Source organism: Acidovorax sp. 94 (assembly GCF_003634645.1).
GTDB classification, from domain to species: Bacteria; Pseudomonadota; Gammaproteobacteria; order Burkholderiales; family Burkholderiaceae_C; genus Acidovorax; species Acidovorax facilis.
The window spans coordinates 2,518,848-2,535,356 of sequence record NZ_RBJA01000001.1; the positions used below are offsets into that span (position 1 = coordinate 2,518,848).

Consider the following 16,509-nt stretch of genomic DNA (forward strand, 5'->3'; position numbering starts at 1 on the left):
GGTGGCGCCCTGACGTACCTCCATCGGTGTAGCATTTATTTACAACCCAGGAGCGACCCCATGAAGAATCCACGCTGGCTTGCGGTGTCCGCCACGCTTGCCTTGGCCGCCACCGTGGCCCATGCCGACACCGGCAAACTGCTGCTCACAGGGGGCGTCAGCACCATCGCCGGGTCGGCCGGTGGCGGGCTCACCCCCTGGGCGGTGATCGGCAGCAACGCCACTGAAGGCGAGGTGGGCTTTTCCGGCTACGCCACGCGCGCCGCCACGCAGGACTACGGCCTCAATGGCTACGGTGTTGCGGTGGGTTTGCATGACCGGGTGGAGCTGTCGCTGGCGCGGCAGGACTTTGACGCATCACCCGCCGTCGCGCTCAATGGCATTGCGCCGTTTGGCGTGAGCCCCGGGCAGCACATCCAGATGGATGTCGTGGGCATCAAGGTCAAGGTGGCAGGCGATGCTGTGCTGAACGCCGACAGCTGGATGCCGCAGATCGCCGTGGGGCTGGAGCACAAGCGCGTGCGCCCTGGCTCCATCGGGTCGGTGCTCGACTTTCTGGGCACCCAAACCAGCGGCACCGACGTGTATGTGAGCGCCACCAAGCTGCTGCTGGCGCAGAGCCTGCTGGTCAACGGCACGCTGCGCTCCACCAACGCCAACCAGAACGGCCTGCTGGGCTTTGGCGCTGCCGCACCCGGCAAGAACCGCCGCAGCCTGCAGCCCGAGTTCTCGGTGGCGTACCTCATCAGCAAGAACCTGGCGGTGGGCGCCGAAGTCCGCTTCAAACCCAACAACCTGCAGGCGCTGGGCGCCGCCGCCGGCCTGGGCGCCGCGTTGCGCGAGGACGACTGGAAAGACATCTTCATCGCCTGGGCGCCCAGCAAGAACCTGTCACTGACGCTGGCCTATGTAGACCTGGGCCGCATCGTGCCCGGCATCACCAACCACCGCCGCCAGACGGGCTACTACCTGTCGGCCCAAGTCGCTTTCTGAAGAGACTTTTCCATGACCCACCCCAAAACCCTCATTGCCCTTGCACTCGCCCTGGGCGGCCTGCTGGCCCAGCCAGCGTTGGCCCAGACCGGCGCCGCCAATGCCACGGCCCCGGCAGGCCTCTACCAGGCACTGGGTGAAAAGCCCGGCATCACGCGCCTGATGGACGATTTTGTGAACCGTCTGGTGGTGGACCCACGCATCGGCGGCCACTTCAAGGACACCAAACCCGCCGCGCTCAAGGAAAGCCTGACCGACCAGATCTGCCAGCTCAGCGGTGGCCCTTGCAAATATGAAGGCGCTGACATGAAATCAGCCCATGCCGACATGGACATCACCAAGGGCCACTTCAACGCCCTGGTAGAGGTGCTGCAAAGCGCCATGGATGCCCAGGGCATACCGTTCGCACAGCAAAACCGCCTGCTGGCCTTGCTGGCGCCCATGCACCGCGATGTGATCACCATCCGCTGAGAATGTACCTATGAAAAATACTATGATTTTTGTAGCTGCTAGCGCTTTGTGGGCAAGCGCTAGCGCCGGAAATGTTCAAATCCAGGTGCTGGACCGCGACGGCAAGCCCGTGCCCGAAGCCGTGGTGGTGGTGTACCCCGGTGGCACGGGCGGCACATCGCCCAGCCTGCTGCAGGCCAACCCCACCATCGAGCAGGAAAAGATGCGTTTTGTGCCCGCCGTCACGGTGGTCGAGCCCGGTGCCACGGTGCGCTTTACCAACCAGGACCGCTGGGACCACCACGTGCGCGGTGCGGCGGCGGGCCTGGCGGCTGCGGCGGGCACAGCCAACAGCGGTTTTGAACTGCGCCTGGCGGGCAAGGCCGACGGCAAGCCTGCCAACTCCTTTGAGGTCAAGCTCGATACGCCGGGGGTGGTGCTGTTGTCATGCCACCTGCACGGCTCCATGCGCGGCCATGTGTTTGTGACGGATTCGGGCTGGACGCTGAAGACCGATGCCGATGGCATTGCCCGCTTTGCGGGCGTGCCGGATGGTGCCGCGCAGGTGCGGGTGTGGCATGCCGAGCAGTTGATTGATTTGCCGCGCAAGGCACTGAACGTGGTGCCGGGACCGGTGCTGGACACCGTGCAGTTGAGCGTGGTGCCGCGCGTGCGGCGGGCGCCACCGGCTGCGCCTCCTACTGCACCTGGAGGGCCGATGGGGGGATACAGCCAGGGGCCTGCCGGGCATCTGCAGCAGGTGGCGCATCGGCATTGATGGGCCGGTGGACCAGGCTCCGACCAGCTCAGCCCAACCGATAGAAATTAGCAGTGCGATTTCGGAAATTGCTACTAATTTAATAGCTGCTTGCACCTACTCAATAAGCGCTAGCACCAAATTTACCAACAACAATCCTCACGCCAGGCCCCGCAGCGCCGCACTCCCCGGTGCCAGCTGCTTCAGCTGCGGTCCCAAAGCAGCCGCCTGCTCGCGCCGCCCCGCATGGCACAAGGCCGACACCAGCATGCCCAGCGTGTCGCCCAGCTCGGGGTGCGTGGGGGCAGTCATGTGCAAGGCGTTGAACAGCTTTTCGGCATCGCCCCATTGCTGCGCACGCGCAAAGCGGCGTGAGAGGCGGGCCATGTCGTCCGGCTGCAAACGGGCACCGGGCTTGGCCTTTTCAAAATACCTGCGGTAGCTGGCGTGCTGAAACTGCAGCGTCTGCTCGTCGTGGGCGTGCAGGCGAAAGATGCGGCGCGCGGCACGGTGGAAGTCTTCGCCGTCGGGCCAAAGCGATGCCGTTTTGAACCAGGCGCTAAGCACCGCCTGGTCTTGCGGGCGCAGCTTGGCTGCAGCGCGCCACTGGGCCAGGGCCTGTTCGAACTTCATGCCCTGCGCCAGGCGCTGGGCGTTGGCCACATGGGCGTCAAAGCCGTCGTCGAGCGCGGCGTCCTGCGTCACCGGCACTACCATCGGTTTCTTGCGCAGCAGCATGGCCAGCGCCATCAGCGATGCGCCGGTCACCAGCCCGCCCAGGTGGGCCATGTAGGCCACGCCCTTTCCGCTCAGCCAGTGCTGCAGCAACTCGTTGGCAATCCACGCGGGCAACAGCAGCAACGCCGGTGCGGTCACGTAGTTGAAGTAGAAAAACAGCTGGTAAAAAAACCGCACGCGCCGCAGCCGGTACAGCACCGCGTACATGCCCATCAGGGCCGACACGGCGCCCGAAGCGCCCAGGCCGTAGCTGCCCATGCCCGCATAGGCCCAGCCCGCCAGCAGCGAGCCGCCCAGGCCACCCAGCAGGTAAAACGCCAGGTACCAGCCCCGGCCCAGTGCCAGCTCCACCGAAAAGCCGAACAGAAACAAAAACACCATGTTGCCGATGAGGTGCCCGGTACTGCCGTGCAAGAAGGTGGCCGTGAGCCAGGTGACGGGGCGCAGCTCCGCGTCCTTTTCAAAGTTCTGCGCCCACTTGCGGGTGAAGGGGGCTGGCATCCGGGCTTCGTACTGGGCGCGCGCGGCCTTCCAGTCGGTGTACTGCGGGTCTTCGGGTGGCACAAAGCGCGGGCTTTTCAGCCGCTGCTGAAAGCCGTCTTCCTGCTCCATCCAGCGCAACAGCATGCGATGGTCGCCCGCCTTTTGCAGGGCGCGGGCCTCTTTGAGGTGCTTGTCGCCGGTTTCTTCCAGCCAGGCCACAAAACGCGGGACTTCGATGGCGGGCAAGGGGCTGGCCACGTAGAAGGCGGCAGCCCGGTCCTGCGCCTTTTCTTCCGAGCGCTGCGGGCCCCAGAACACGAGCATGTTCACCAAGATCAGCAGCACCGTCATCCAGGGCGGGTTGCGCCAGGTGGGCCGGTTTTCGAGGGGGATGGCGTAGAACATGGATCAGTCTGGCAAGGGCAAAGGAGAGGGTCGCGCCACAAGGCAATGGGCCCTGCAGGATGGGCGCAAGCGTAGCAAACACCGAGAGGCTTTAGCGCACAGGCAACGGGCCATTGCCTGACGACGACGACGCCCGGATGGGGCGGCGTCCTACTCCTCGAAAAGCACGGGGGTCCAACGATGTTGGTTGGTCTTGTTTCATTACCCAGAACCCCCAGGAGCGCCCATGGCCCAAACCCCCACTTCGCGCGGCGCGGCAAAAAAATCGCCGTCTGCCCTGCCCTCTTCCACCCAGTCAGACACCTTTCGCGGCAACGCAGGCGAGTTGCAGCAGCAAGCCGGTGGCAAGCACCCGGTGCTGACCACGCAGCAGGGCATCCCGGTGGCAGACAACCAGAATTCCCTGCGCCCGTCGCCACGCGGCCCCACGCTGCTCGAAGACTTCATCCTGCGCGAGAAGATCACGCACTTTGACCACGAGCGCATCCCCGAGCGCATCGTGCATGCGCGCGGCTCGGCAGCCCACGGTTTCTTTGAACTCACGCATTCGCTCAAGCAATACACCACTGCCAAGGTGCTGACGGAAGTGGGCGTGCAGACGCCCGTGTTCACGCGCTTTTCGACCGTGGCAGGCGGCGCGGGATCGGTGGACACACCGCGTGACGTGCGCGGCTTTGCCGTCAAGTTCTACACGCCCGAAGGCAACTGGGACCTGGTAGGCAACAACATCCCCGTGTTCTTCATCCAGGATGCGATGAAGTTCCCGGACCTGGTGCACGCGGTGAAGATGGAACCCGACCGCGCGTTCCCCCAGGCGGCCAGTGCGCACGACACCTTCTGGGACTTTGTCTCGCTGATGCCCGAAACCATGCACATGATCATGTGGGCCATGAGCGACCGCACCATCCCGCGCAGCCTGCGCATGATGGAGGGGTTTGGCGTGCACAGCTTCCGGCTCGTCAATGCTGTGGGCGACAGCACGTTCGTGAAGTTCCACTGGCGTCCCAAGCTGGGCATCCAGTCCACGGTCTGGGACGAAGCCGTCAAGCTGCAATCGGCCGACAACGACTTCCACCGGCGCGACCTGTTCGAAGCCATCGAGGCGGGCGACTTCCCGGAATGGGAGCTGTCGGTGCAGCTCTTTACCGAAGAAGACGCCGAGCGCTTCCCGTTCGACCACCTGGACCCCACCAAGCTCATCCCCGAGGAACTGGTGCCCCTGCAGCCCGTTGGCCGCATGGTGCTCAACCGCTGGCCCGACAACTTCTTTGCAGAAACCGAGCAGGTGGCGTTTTGCCCCGCCAACGTGCCGCCTGGCATCGACTTCAGCAACGACCCGCTGCTGCAGGGCCGCCTGTTCTCGTACCTGGACACGCAGCTGTCCCGCCTGGGCGGGCCCAACTTCACGCAGATCCCCATCAATGCGCCCAAGTGCCCGTTCCACAACATGCAGCGCGACGGTCACATGCAGATGCAGGTGCCCAAGGGCCGCGTTGCCTACGAACCCAGCAGCCTGCAGGGTGACACGCCACGCGCCTCACTGGCACAAGGCTTCCGCCACTTCGCTCAGGCCGACGACGGCGACGGCCGAGGAAAAGGCCGCATCCGCCCCGAGAGTTTTGCCGACCACTACAGCCAGGCGCGCATGTTCTTTCGCAGCCAGAGCCCGCTGGAGCAGGCCCACATGGCGTCGGCCTTGGTATTCGAGCTGTCCAAGGTAGCCACCGTGCATGTGCGTGAAGCCGTGGTGGGCCACCTGCAGCATGTAGACCACGACCTCGCCCAGCGTGTAGCCGACGGCCTGGGCATGCAGGCGCTTCCCCCCGCCCCGACTGCCGCCGAGCCAGTGCAGGACCTGCCCCCTTCACCCGCGCTGCGCATCATCGACCGCATGAAGCCTACGCTGCAGGGGCGCTGCATCGGCATCCTGGTGGCCGATGGCTCCAACGGCAACACGGTGGCCAACCTGCGCAAGGCGCTGGAGAAGGTCGGCGCCACCGTCAAGATCGTGTCGCCCAAGGTGGGCGGAGCCGTGCTGAAAGACGGCACGCTGTTGCCCGCCGACGGCCAGCTGCAAGGCACGCCATCGGTTGTGTTTGACGCTGTGGCCTCCATCCTGTCGCCCGACATGGGCGCAATGCTGGCCAAAGAGGCCGCCGCCGTGGACTGGTTCCGCGACGCGTTCGGCCACCTCAAGGCGATTGCCGCCTGCAAGGGCACCCAGGCCATCCTGCAAGCCGGTGGCATCGAGCCCGACGCAGGCGTGGTGGATCCCGCCGACGCGCAGGGCTTCATCGCCGCCGCACAGACCCGCCAGTGGGAGCGCGAACCCAAGGTCCGCACCCTCGCATGACGCATCCATCCCGTTCCCAACCCCCCCACCCAAGGAGAAACCATGCCCAAAGCCCACTATGACAGCCACCAGCTTGATGATCTTGTGCTCCAGATGATGGAAACCGAACTCGGCGGCGAGCAGGTGTACCGCACCGCGCTCACCTGTGCCGTGAACCCCGATCTCAAGAAGGAATGGGAAAGCTATCTGGAAGAAACCTTGACCCACCAGGATGTGGTGCGCAGCCTGTGCGACACCCTGGGGCTGGACCCCGATGCGCAGTCGCCCAGCCGGGCGGTGGTCAAACACATCGGCGAATCCCTGGTCAAGGCCATGCTGCTGGCCAAACAGGGGGGCAACCCCGCCGCCGCCCAGTTGGTGGCCTGTGAATGTGTGGTGCACGCCGAGACGAAAGACCACGCCAATTGGGAACTGCTGGGCAAGGTGGCCGAGGTGGCCACGGGCGACGTGGGCCAGACGTTGAAATCGGCCCACAAGGCGGTGGAGAAAGACGAAGACCACCACCTGTACCACACCAAGGGCTGGTGCCGCGAGCTGGCCCTGGAGGCGCTGGGCCTGCCTGCCGTGCTGCCCCCTCCCGAAGAGGTCAAGAACGTGGAAACCGCCATTGGCGCATCGCGCGCAGAGCAACAGCGCGAAACCATGCTGTGACCACAGCGATGCCGCAAGGTGGTGCACACCGCCCGGCATTCGCTATTAAAACTATAGCTGCCTGCGCTTTACTGATAAGCGCTGGCAGCTATTTTTCTTTGGCACTTGTACCCTTAGTCCTAATTCCTGTTTGCCTCAACGGATCGTGGCTGGGGGCGCCGACGCCAGTTGGCCCAGTGCAGCCACCCCCACCGGCGGCGTAGCCAGCCAGGGCAGCACATAAGTGCGCTGCGCCAGGCCGTTGGCAATGCGCGCGGCCTGCTGTTGCTCGCCCACCAGGCGGGCCTGCAGCAGCGGGTCGCTGGTGCCCGTGGCCGCCACGCTTTTGTTGATGACCCAGGCCCAGGGCTCGATGTGGGCGCGGCGCAGGTCGTCCTGCAGCGCTGCCGCCTGGCTCACGGGGGTGACTTCGGGCAGCGTGACGATGACCACATGGGTCATGTCAGCGTCCTGCAGCCGCATGAGCGGGGTGATGATGTGTTTGGAGTTTGCGCTGCCTTCGTACTGCTGCGTCATCTGCCGGTGGTAGGCGCCGGTGGCGTCCATCAGCAGCAGGCTGTGGCCGGTGGGTGCCGTGTCCAGCACCACAAAGGCGCTGCGGGCCTCGTTCACCACGCGGCTGAAGGCATGGAACACGGCCACCTCTTCCGTGCAGGGCGATTGCAGGTCTTCCAGCAGCAGGGCGCGGCCCGCGTCGTCCAGGGCCTTGCCGCGCGTGGTCATGATCTTGTCGATGTAGGCCTGGGTTTCTGCCTGCGGGTCGATGCGCCCCACCTTCAGGCCGGGCAGGCTGCCGTCGAGCTGGGCTTGCACATGGGCTGCCGGGTCGGTGGTGGTGAGGTGGACGCTGTGCCCGCGCTGCACCAGGCCCACGGCCAGCGCGGCAGCGATGGTGGTCTTGCCCACGCCGCCCTTGCCCATCACCATGATGAGGCCGTGGCCCTTGGCGGCCAGTGCATCGGCCAGGGACGAGAGGGGTTCGGCCTGCAACGACGCGCCGACAACGGCAGAGGGCGCGCTCAATGGCACCGCGCCACCCGCCAGCAACGCCCTCAGCGCAGGCAAACCCACGGTGTCGAAGGCGCGCAGCGGCACCTCGTCGCGGGGCAGGTGCGCCAGCGCATCGGGCATCTGGTCCATGGCCTGACGGCCCAGGGCCTCGATGGCATCGGCCACGGCGTCATGCCCCGGCTGGCTGGCATGGAACACGCCGTTGATGGCCAGGCGCTGGTTGGCCAGGCCCAGGGCGCGCAGCTCCAGCGCGGTGCGCGCAGCCTCTTGCATGGGGCGGGGGTCGGGGCGGGTGACCAGCACCACGGTGGTCAGGGCCGGGTCGCTCAGCGCGGCCAGGGCGGCGTTGAAGCGCGCCTCCTGCATCTTGAGCCCCGAGTGCGGCCCGAGGCACGAGGCGCCCCGGTCGTTGCCCGCCAGGAATCCGGTCCAGGCCTTGGGCAGGCTCAGCAGGCGCAGCGTGTGGCCGGTGGGCGCGGTGTCGAACACCACATGGTCGAACACGTGGCCGATGGCGCTGCCCTCGCTGGCCAGCAGCGCCGCAAACTCGTCAAACGCAGCGATCTCGGTGGTGCAGGCGCCCGAGAGTTGTTCGCGCACTGTCGCGCGTTCATCGCTGCTGGCCGTGGCCTCCAGCTGCGCCAGCACACGCTGGCGGTAGGCCTCGGCGGCCGTGTCGGGGTCGATGTTGAGCATGTGCAGCCCCGGCACCCCGGGCACGGCCACTGGCTGGTTGGACAGCGGCACGCCCAGCATTTCATCGAGGTTGGAGGCTGCATCGGTGCTGACCAGCAGCACCTGCCGACCGGCGTCTGCCAGGGAAATGGCCGCAGCCGTGGACAGCGAGGTCTTGCCCACGCCGCCCTTGCCGGTGAAGAACAGGAAACGAGTGGGCTGGGCTAGCAGGCCCAGGGTGACGGTAGCGGCGTGGGGGGAGGTCATTCCACCAGAATGGCACAACAGGCGGGCTCAGGCTTGAGGCAGGTCAAGCTTTCTTGGGGCTTCGCCAAGTGCGTACGCCCCAAACGCGGCACATCCGGCGCAGTGCGCCACACGGTCTTTCATTTTTTGGCGCCCATCCCACCCTCCCACCGCGCCTGCCCCGGCGTCATCCCATAGTGCTGCCGGAACGCCCGGCTCAGCGCCGACGCTTCTGAAAAACCGCACGCATGCGCAATGGCCGTGATGCTCAGGCCCGCGTTGCGCGGCGCTTGCAACAAGGCCCGGGCGGCCTCCAGACGCGCATGGCGCACGGTGTCCTGGTAGCTGGTGCCCTGGGCAGCCAGCAGGCGCTGCAGGTGCCGGGCTGAGATGCCCTGGCGGGCGGCCAGCCATTCCAAGCTGAGCCGGCTGGTGCTCAGGTGGGCGGCAATGTCAGCCCGCACGGCCTGCAGGCGGGCCGCCGCCAGGCTGTGCTGCTCGGCCCAGGCGGCAAAGTCGGGAGACTGGCCCACCGCCACCGCCAGCATTTCCTGCAGCTGGCGGGCGGCCAATTGCTGGCTGGCAGCGCCCTGCAGGGGGTCGGACTCCAGCAACCGGCCAAAGCGCTGCAGCAGCTGCAGCATCGGCGTGCCTTGGCGCAGGGCCAGCACCGGCGCACTGGACAGGCGCGGCAGCATGCGCGCCATGTCGCGATGCGGCACGCGCAGCGCCCAGGACTCCCCCGTTTCCTCCAGCATGATCTGCAGGGGCCGCGCCTGCGACAGCAGCACGGCGTCGCCAGACTGAATGCGCAGCGCGCTGTGCCCCGGCTGCTCGATGGTCATCGGGGCGGAGGACATGACGAGCATCAGGTCGTCCTGCCCGTCCTTGCACAGCGCTGCCGTGCGGGTAGTGCGCACGGGGCTGGCCTGCGAGCTGCCCCAGCTGGCGCCCGGCACCATGCGCAGCGCAGCGCGGTAGTGCAGGGGTTGGTCGGGGTGTAGGGGCGACAGGTCTACCCTCATCATTTCGGCCAGGTACTCGCGCATGCTGTGCAGTTGGCTGTCCCCTGGCAACGCGCTCAGGCTCAGCGCCGCCGTGGGCGCGGCATCCGCCGCAGGCGCGGCTTGGGTGGTGGGGGCCGGTACGGGTGCCTTCACGCGCTGCTCCTTTTTCCCTCGTTGTTGTGCTCAGAAAAGAGTGTTGCAGATTGCGGATCAAGTCGCATGGGGTCAATGGCAGGTCGTGCAGCGTCAAGACAACAGCGGGGGCTTTCCCAAGAATCACCGACGGAGGGCACCCTGCGCGCCGCGTTCGCGGCAGAGCCGCCATTCGCTATCAAAAATGGAGCTGCTAGCGCAATACCTATAAGCGCTAGAGCCCAAAAACACTAAAACCTCAAACAGCACCATGCCGCACAACCCGTCTTTCCCCACAGCACCGCTGCGCCCCCTTGCCATGGCCCTGGCCGGGCTGCTGTTGTCCAGCGCCTCCTGGGCAGCCACTTTTGTGGTCAATGATCTTGGCGATGCCCCACTGGGCGGCGCCATGTGCACCGGCGTGCCCAACCCCTGCACCCTGCGCGCCGCCATCCAGGCCGCCAATGCCAATGCGGCCCCCGACACCATCCAGTTCGATTTCAGTGGTGGGCAGGTCACGATCTCGCCGACATCAGCACTTCCTCCCATCATCAATCCGGTGACCATCGACGGCTATGCCCTGGGCGCAGGTAACCCGAACACGCTGACTGTGGGCAACGATGCGTCCATCAGTATCCGTATCGATGGCCAGAATGCGGGGCCCAACGTCCCTGGGCTGGTGTTTCTGAGCGGAGCCTCCAACTCCATACTGCGCGGGGTAGCTATCACGCGTTTTGGAGCACACGGCGTCATGCTGTCCGGTCAGAACACTGCCAATAGCCTCATAGAAGTATCAGTGACCGGCAATTTCATCGGCACAGATGGCACGGGTGTGGGCGATGACGCCACCGGTTTGCTGGCCAACGCAGGCAGCGGCATCTTCATCAATGACCTGGCCCGCAATGCCATGGTGGGCGGCGGCCTGCCAGCGGAGCGCAACCTCATCGTTGCCCATGACACCCAGGCCGGGGTTGCCCTTTTCAACGCCCCTCAGAACCAAATCCGGAACAACTACATCGGCACCAACCGTGCTGGAGACAGCCGACGCGCCACCGCTGTGGGCGTCAGCCTCCACTCCAGCAACAACGCCCTGGTCAATGACAACACCATCGGCGCCAGCAACCGGGGTGTCTTCATCACAGGCGATTCGGGCGCCAATAACTACAGCTTTCTGCAACGCAACCGCATTGGCGTGGGCACCAACGGCACACCCATCGCCGCGCCCGGCAGTCAGCACGGCATCTACATCATCAACTCCGGTACGGCCAGTCCCCAGCGCGTCGAGGTGGGTGGCTCCGACCCCGGGGAGGGCAACCTCATTGCGCACTGGGGGGGCGACGGCATCCGTGTGGAACGCAACGCTGCCGCTGCGCCTGCCATGCGGTACCACCAGTGGTCAGGCAACAACATCCACAGCAACGGCGGTCTGGGCATTGAGTTGATCGACACGGCCACGGGTCTGGGCGCCGGCCCGATGGCCGCCGCCCCCACCACGGTGAATGCCAGCCCAAGGTACCCGCTGATCCTTGGCGCCACGGGCAACGCTGCAGGAACCGTGGTGAACTTTGAATTCGCGGGCGCGAGCAACGCGTCCTACCGCATGGAGTTCTTTTCCAACACCACCTGCGACGCAAGCAACTTTGGAGAAGGCCAGATCTACCTGGGTGCCGTGGACATCAGCACCGATACTGGCGGCGCCCACACCGGCACGGCCGCCATGCCCGCCGTATCGGCAGGCAGCCGACTGACGATGACTGCCACACGCGACTACCAAGATGGCAATGGCACGAAGGAAAGCTCAGAGTTCTCGCCATGCGTCCCTTTGGCGGTAGGCCCTGGCGGTGGTTCCGTCACCGCCGTACCCACCCTGGGTCATCTGGGCCTGATCCTGCTGAGCACGCTGCTGGGCGCCATGGGCCTGCGCGCGCGGCGGCGTTCGCGCTGAATAGCGCGGGCGCCGTGGGCCATGGCCTCAATGGCTGTGCGCCGCCCCGCTCACCAGCGTCACGATGACCATTCCCGCAATCAGCCAGGCGATCTGCGCAATGGTTTCGCGCGCCGTGAGGCGCTTTTGCAGCTGGGGAATCAGGTCGGCCAGCGCCACATACACAAAACTGCTCGACGCCACGGCCAGGAAGTAGGGCAAGAAGTCTTGCAGCTGCCCCACCAGGAAGTAGCCCACCACGCCGCCCAGCGCCGTCACGGCGCCCGCCAGCGACACCTTGACCAGCGCCATGCGGCGGTTGGGGCTGGTCTGGCGCAGCACCACCAGGTCGCCCATGTGGTGCGGCACCTCGTGCGCCAACACTGAAACGGCGGCGATCACGCCCAGGCGGATGTCGGCCATGAAGGCGGAGGCGATCAGGATGCCGTCGCCAAAACAATGCACGCTGTCGCCCGTGAGCACCGCCCATCCGCCAGAGCGCGGCCCGTGGTGATGGTGGTGCGCATGGCCGTGGTCATGGGCGTGATCGTGGTCTGCATGGACGTGGCCGTGGGTGGAGGGCTGTGCGTGGCTGTGCTCATGCCCGTGGTGCCACAGCTCGGCCTTGTCCAGCAAGAAGAAAAACACCACGCCCACCAGCAAGGTGGCAAACAGGTCGTGAGCGCCCGCCTGGCTCTCGAACGCCTCGGGCAGCAGATGCATGAAGGCCGTGGCCAGCAGGGCGCCCGCCGCCAGGCTCAGCAGGTGCTGGGGGCCCACGCTGTCGGTGCGCCCGCCCAGGCCCAGCCGCATCAGCAGTGCGGCCAGCCACACGCTGCCAATGCCCGCAGCCAGCGTGGCCAAGATGATTGCTACTAAAGTCATAGCTTCTTACGCTTTATAGATAAGCCACAGAGCTTATTTTCGTTCAAATCCCACGCCCCGGACGCGAGATTAAAAAAGCCGCCCCGGTGAGGGGGCGGCTGCGGGCGGATTGCAGGGTACCGGCTCAGAGGCCGAGAGTTTTTTGCCCGAGCCCGAAAGGTGCGTCAAAACGCAGCTGATCGAGGCGCAAAGCGCAGCCATAGCTCGGGCTATGGCGAGCATTTGCAACGACGAGCAGCGGTGTTTTGGCGCGCAAGGCGGGCATAGGCAAAAGACTCTCAGCCTCTCAGACTACGCCGTGCGTCTTGAACCAGGCCAGCGCCCGCTTCCAGCCGTCTTCGGCGGCTTCCTTGCGGTAGCTCGCGCGGTAGTCGGCATGGAAGGCGTGGGGCGCGTCGGGGTACACCACAAATTCCGATGCCTTGGCCTGCGGCGAGCCACTGGCCAGGGCAGCTTTCATCTTATCAACCGTGTCAAGGGGTATTCCGGTATCTTTTTCGCCATACAGGCCCAGCACGGGGGCCTTGAGGATGGGGGCGATTTCCACAGGGTGCTTGGGCGTGAGCTCGCTGGCCTGGCCCACCAGCCTGCCGTACCAGGCCACGCCCGCTTTCACGGGGCCATGGGCTGCGTACAGCCAGGTGATGCGGCCGCCCCAGCAAAAGCCGGTGATGCCCATGCGCGCGGCATCGCCGCCGTTGGCAGAGGCCCATTGCACCGCACCATCGAGGTCGGCCATCACCTGGGCGTCAGGCACCTTGGAGACCACTTCGGCCATGAGCTTGGCAATGTCGGTGTACTGCGACGGGTCGCCCTGGCGCGCATACAGCTGGGGCGCAATGGCCAGGTAGCCTGCCTTGGCAAAGCGGCGGCAAGTGTCGGCGATGTACTCGTGCACGCCAAAGATTTCCTGGATCACCAGCACCACGGGCAGACCGGTCTTGCCGGCAGGTGCCGCGCGGTAAGCGGGCACCTTGAAGCCGTTGACCGTAAAACTCACCTCCCCGGCCGTCAGGCCGTCGCTGGGCGTGGCGATGGCCGTCTGCGCCATGATGGGTGCGGCTGCCGCCGCATAGCCCAGGCCAAGGGCGGTCTGTAGCGCCGTGCGTCGGGTGGCGCCCGCCTCGGTGGTGCGGCCAGGCAAAAGCGCGCGTGCGTCGGAGTGGAGGTCTTCAGTGAGCATCGGTTTCTCCAGGGTGAAAGAAGAGGGGGCCAACAAGGGCGGTAACGGGCGGAAGCCGCAGTCTAGGCGGTTTGGAGCCTTGCCGCATTTGCCGGTACCGCAAACAGGGGCGCACTGCTAGACTTTCTGCGAACCTGGGACCTACCAACCATGCCCCCTGCTCCACCGCCAGCGCGCGAAGAACCTCCGGCTCTGCTGACGGCGGTCGTGTGTGGGGTCTGCGGCATCGGTGGGCTGGGGCTGCTGGCCTGGGCGCTGGCCAGCCATGTGCTGGAGGCGCCAGTGCGCGCGGCGCTGGTGGCTGCCGGGCTGGCGCTGTGGGCCATGGCCGGCCTGCACTGGCAGCTTGCACGGCGTGCGCAGCGCTGCCAGGTGGCGGCAGAGGCTGCGCAGCAGGCAGCCCAGCAGGCCAGCGCACAGCTGTCGGCCACGCTCGACATCCTGCCCGACGGCCTGGCCATCTACGACGCGGACGACCGCCTGGTGCTGTGCAACACACGCTACCGCGAGGTGGCCCCGGGCATCACGATGGCGGTGGACTATGGGACACGGTTTGAAGACGTACTGCGCCGGGCCGCCGCTTCGGGCGAGATCCGGGACGCGCGGCCAGACCTGGAAACCTGGCTGGCGGGGCGCATGGAACGCCACCGATCACCGTGCGGCCCCGAAGTGCAGGAGGTGCGGGGCGACCGCTGGATGCAGCTGACCGAGCGCACGCTCGACGGTGGCGGCGTGGTGGTGCTGCGCACCGACATCACGGACACCGTGCACAAGGAACGCGCGCTGAAACAGGCGCTGGCCGACGCCGAACGCGCAGAACGCCGCCTGCACGAGGCGGTGGACGCCATGCCCGCCGGCCTCGATATCTATGACGAGAACGACCGGCTGGTGCTGTGCAACAACTTCATGGCCAACCTGCGCCCGCACCTGCCCGTGCAGACATCGCTGGGCAAGACCTATGAAGAACTGCTGCGTGAAGGCCTCCAGCACGGCATTCCCGAAGAAGCGCGCGGCCAGGAAGAGCTGTGGCTGGCCCACGAACTGGCCCTGCGCGGCCACCGCCCTGGCCCCGAGGTGCGCCACTACCCCAATGGTGCATGGATGCACATGCACGAAAGCCGCACCCCCTCGGGCATGACCGTGGTGGTGCGGCTGGACATCAGCGACCTGATCGAGCAGCGCCAAAAGGCAGAGGAAGCCCGCCAGGAAAGCCAGCGCATGCGCCAGTTGCTGGAGCGCGCGGTGGAGGCCCTGCCCGTCAGCATCGAGATCTTTGACGAGCAGGACCGGTTGGTGCTGTTTAACCAGCAGCTCTCGCGCATGTACCCCCACATGAACTACGCAGAGCATCTGGGCAACAGCTTTGCCGACATCCTGCGGTATTCGGTGCAGCGGGGGCTGGTCCCCTCTGCCAACGGCCGCGAAGAAACCTGGATCGCCGAGCGCCTGTCAGAGCACGGCAGCCGCACGTCCAACCTGGTGCAGCGGCTGGCCGATGGGCGCTGGATCAACATTTACGAAACCCGCACCCCTGAAAACTATGTGGTGGCGGTGCGCCTGGACATCACCGACCTTATCGAGCAGCGCCAGGCACTCGAAGCGGCGCAGGACGAAGCGCAGCAGGCGCGGCAACTGCTGCAGGACGCCATCGAATCGCTGCCCGAGGGGTTTGCGCTGTTCGATGCCGACGACAGGCTGGTGGTGTGCAACGCGCAGTACCGACGGCTGTACCCCATCTCGGCACCCATGATCGTGCCCGGTAGCACCTTTGAGCAAATTGCCCGCTACGGCGTTGAGCGCGGGCAGTACCTGGACGCAGTGGGCAACGAAGAGGCCTGGCTGGCCCAACGTGTGGCCGACCACCAGGCCGCCATCCAGTCCGTATTGCAGCACCTGACCGACGGCCGGTGGGTGCAGGCCGACGAACGCCGCACCCCCCAGGGCGGCATTGCCGGTGTGCGCACCGACGTGACCCAGCTGGTGCGCAAGGAGCAGGAGCTGGCCGCCGCCAACGCCAAGCTGGCGCTGCTGTCCACCACCGACGGTGTCACCGGCATCGGCAACCGGCGCCGTTTTGACGACCGGCTGGCCACGGAATGGATGCGCTGCGGCAGGCACGGCCTGCCGCTGACCGTCATCCTGATCGACATCGACCACTTCAAGCTCTACAACGACCACTACGGCCACCTGGCCGGCGACGAATGCCTGCGCCGCGTGGCCCAGCTGCTGCAAGCCACCATCCGCCGTGCAGACGAAGTGGCCGCACGCTATGGCGGCGAAGAGTTTGTGCTGCTGCTGCCCGACGTGCCGTTGCCCGAGGCCGTGACCGTGGCACAGCGCTGCATGGACAGCCTGCGGGACGCCGCCCTGGCCCACCCCCGCTCCCCCACGGCGCCCATCATCACGTTCAGCATGGGCATTGCGAGTGTGGTCCCACGCCCGGAGGCCGGGTCTGACACACTGGTGCAGGCGGCCGATGCAGCCCTGTACCGCGCCAAGTATGGGGGCCGCAACCGCTTTGAGGTGTTTGACCCGGGCGCATGAACAGGCCCGGCGCCGCTGGCAGCAGCGGAGCACTCAGCGTTTTTTTTCGTGCACCGCTCCAAGAACCCGCAC

At 66.2% G+C, this 16,509-nt stretch carries 12 protein-coding genes; 7 read left to right on the forward strand and 5 right to left on the reverse strand.

The genetic code is table 11. The features are described from left to right. The first annotated feature begins 60 nt into the window (after window positions 1-60). Genes C8C94_RS11595 through C8C94_RS11605 form a run of 3 tightly spaced genes read left to right on the forward strand, consistent with a single transcriptional unit; the run spans window position 61 to window position 2,221 of the window. Window positions 61-993 carry a DUF3034 family protein gene (locus C8C94_RS11595; RefSeq protein ID WP_121420815.1) on the forward strand — a complete coding sequence of 311 codons (933 nt, stop codon included), beginning with the start codon at window positions 61-63 and terminating at the stop codon, window positions 991-993. A gap of 12 nt (window positions 994-1,005) precedes the next feature. Then, complete coding sequence (locus C8C94_RS11600; RefSeq protein WP_121420816.1) at window positions 1,006-1,464, forward strand: group 1 truncated hemoglobin; 459 nt, start codon at window positions 1,006-1,008, stop codon at window positions 1,462-1,464. Between the two features lie 10 nt (window positions 1,465-1,474). Next, window positions 1,475-2,221, forward strand: a complete 747-nt coding sequence (locus tag C8C94_RS11605) for a plastocyanin/azurin family copper-binding protein (RefSeq protein ID WP_199726968.1) — start codon at window positions 1,475-1,477, stop codon at window positions 2,219-2,221. Between the two features lie 138 nt (window positions 2,222-2,359). On the opposite strand, the gene C8C94_RS11610 is transcribed toward C8C94_RS11605, so the two are convergent. Beyond that, window positions 2,360-3,826, reverse strand: coding sequence for a rhomboid family intramembrane serine protease (locus C8C94_RS11610; RefSeq protein ID WP_121420818.1), 1,467 nt, complete (start codon window positions 3,824-3,826; stop codon window positions 2,360-2,362). 226 nt (window positions 3,827-4,052) lie between these two features. Here C8C94_RS11610 and C8C94_RS11615 point away from each other — a divergent pair, with 226 nt between their 5' ends. Together C8C94_RS11615 and C8C94_RS11620 are read left to right on the forward strand one after the other, a co-directional pair. Further along, a complete protein-coding gene (locus tag C8C94_RS11615; RefSeq protein ID WP_121420819.1) occupies window positions 4,053-6,179 on the forward strand; it encodes a catalase in 2,127 nt (708 codons plus the stop codon). A gap of 42 nt (window positions 6,180-6,221) precedes the next feature. Beyond that, a complete protein-coding gene (locus C8C94_RS11620; protein WP_055400597.1) occupies window positions 6,222-6,830 on the forward strand; it encodes a hypothetical protein in 609 nt (202 codons plus the stop codon). 135 nt (window positions 6,831-6,965) lie between these two features. Here the strand turns inward: C8C94_RS11620 and arsA are convergent, their stop codons facing one another. After that, a complete protein-coding gene (gene arsA, locus C8C94_RS11625) occupies window positions 6,966-8,783 on the reverse strand; it encodes an arsenical pump-driving ATPase (RefSeq protein WP_121420820.1) in 1,818 nt (605 codons plus the stop codon). A gap of 119 nt (window positions 8,784-8,902) precedes the next feature. After that, on the reverse strand, window positions 8,903-9,922 hold the full coding sequence (locus C8C94_RS11630) for an AraC family transcriptional regulator (protein WP_121420821.1): 1,020 nt from the start codon (window positions 9,920-9,922) through the stop codon (window positions 8,903-8,905). 250 nt (window positions 9,923-10,172) lie between these two features. Between C8C94_RS11630 and C8C94_RS11635 the strand changes: the two genes are divergently transcribed. Next, window positions 10,173-11,846: a right-handed parallel beta-helix repeat-containing protein gene (locus C8C94_RS11635; RefSeq protein WP_121420822.1), complete on the forward strand. Its 1,674-nt coding sequence runs from the start codon at window positions 10,173-10,175 to the stop codon at window positions 11,844-11,846. A gap of 27 nt (window positions 11,847-11,873) precedes the next feature. Here C8C94_RS11635 and C8C94_RS11640 read toward each other — a convergent pair whose 3' ends face one another. Together C8C94_RS11640 and C8C94_RS11645 are read right to left on the reverse strand one after the other, a co-directional pair. Then, window positions 11,874-12,710 (reverse strand): ZIP family metal transporter, encoded by an 837-nt coding sequence (locus tag C8C94_RS11640; RefSeq protein WP_121420823.1) that lies wholly within the window; start codon window positions 12,708-12,710, stop codon window positions 11,874-11,876. 286 nt (window positions 12,711-12,996) lie between these two features. Then, window positions 12,997-13,893 carry a dienelactone hydrolase family protein gene (locus tag C8C94_RS11645; RefSeq protein WP_121420824.1) on the reverse strand — a complete coding sequence of 299 codons (897 nt, stop codon included), beginning with the start codon at window positions 13,891-13,893 and terminating at the stop codon, window positions 12,997-12,999. A 150-nt stretch (window positions 13,894-14,043) separates the two neighbouring features. Between C8C94_RS11645 and C8C94_RS11650 the strand changes: the two genes are divergently transcribed. Continuing rightward, window positions 14,044-16,437, forward strand: a complete 2,394-nt coding sequence (locus C8C94_RS11650) for a GGDEF domain-containing protein (RefSeq protein ID WP_121420825.1) — start codon at window positions 14,044-14,046, stop codon at window positions 16,435-16,437. Window positions 16,438-16,509: the final 72 nt, after the last annotated feature.

Coding starts and splice junctions, on each gene's coding strand:
- C8C94_RS11595 (WP_121420815.1), top strand. CDS start 61: ATGAAGAATCCACGCTGGCTTGCGGTGTCCGCCACGCTTGCCTTGGCC.
- C8C94_RS11600 (WP_121420816.1), top strand. CDS start 1,006: ATGACCCACCCCAAAACCCTCATTGCCCTTGCACTCGCCCTGGGCGGC.
- C8C94_RS11605 (WP_199726968.1), top strand. CDS start 1,475: ATGAAAAATACTATGATTTTTGTAGCTGCTAGCGCTTTGTGGGCAAGC.
- C8C94_RS11610 (WP_121420818.1), bottom strand. CDS start 3,826: ATGTTCTACGCCATCCCCCTCGAAAACCGGCCCACCTGGCGCAACCCG.
- C8C94_RS11615 (WP_121420819.1), top strand. CDS start 4,053: ATGGCCCAAACCCCCACTTCGCGCGGCGCGGCAAAAAAATCGCCGTCT.
- C8C94_RS11620 (WP_055400597.1), top strand. CDS start 6,222: ATGCCCAAAGCCCACTATGACAGCCACCAGCTTGATGATCTTGTGCTC.
- arsA (WP_121420820.1), bottom strand. CDS start 8,783: ATGACCTCCCCCCACGCCGCTACCGTCACCCTGGGCCTGCTAGCCCAG.
- C8C94_RS11635 (WP_121420822.1), top strand. CDS start 10,173: ATGCCGCACAACCCGTCTTTCCCCACAGCACCGCTGCGCCCCCTTGCC.
- C8C94_RS11640 (WP_121420823.1), bottom strand. CDS start 12,710: ATGACTTTAGTAGCAATCATCTTGGCCACGCTGGCTGCGGGCATTGGC.
- C8C94_RS11645 (WP_121420824.1), bottom strand. CDS start 13,893: ATGCTCACTGAAGACCTCCACTCCGACGCACGCGCGCTTTTGCCTGGC.
- C8C94_RS11650 (WP_121420825.1), top strand. CDS start 14,044: ATGCCCCCTGCTCCACCGCCAGCGCGCGAAGAACCTCCGGCTCTGCTG.